This window comes from Persicirhabdus sediminis (assembly GCF_016595495.1).
In the GTDB taxonomy this organism is placed as follows: Bacteria; Verrucomicrobiota; Verrucomicrobiia; order Verrucomicrobiales; family Akkermansiaceae; genus Persicirhabdus; species Persicirhabdus sediminis.
This window is the reverse complement of record NZ_JAENIM010000001.1, coordinates 1-273: the sequence shown is the minus strand read 5'-3', so window position 1 is coordinate 273 and position 273 is coordinate 1. Positions and strand designations below refer to the sequence as shown.

Annotated in this window: 1 protein-coding gene; it reads right to left on the bottom strand. The window is 46.9% G+C overall.

Annotation, left to right across the window (positions count from 1 at the left end; genetic code table 11):
• Window positions 1-273, bottom strand: a 273-nt coding sequence (locus JIN82_RS00005) for a DDE-type integrase/transposase/recombinase (RefSeq protein WP_200309473.1), incomplete at both ends; no start/stop codon positions are given.

Below are 273 nucleotides of genomic sequence, written 5' to 3'. Positions count from 1 at the left end.
CTGCTTGAACTTATGATCTCCGAGTAACTTACGTAGTTTGCAGCTTGTGTACTGGCTGCCTCTATCAGAATGAAAGATGGATTTGCCTCGTGGTATATCCCATTGAACCACAGCTGCTTCTAGGGCGTCGGTCACGATTTCAGCGGGCATGGCTCCAGAGCATTGATGTCCAACAACTAGGCGAGAATGGAGGTCGATAACCACTGATAGATAGAGCCATCCTTCTTTTGTTGGAATATAGGTAATGTCAGCGATGAGCACTTTAGCAAAGCG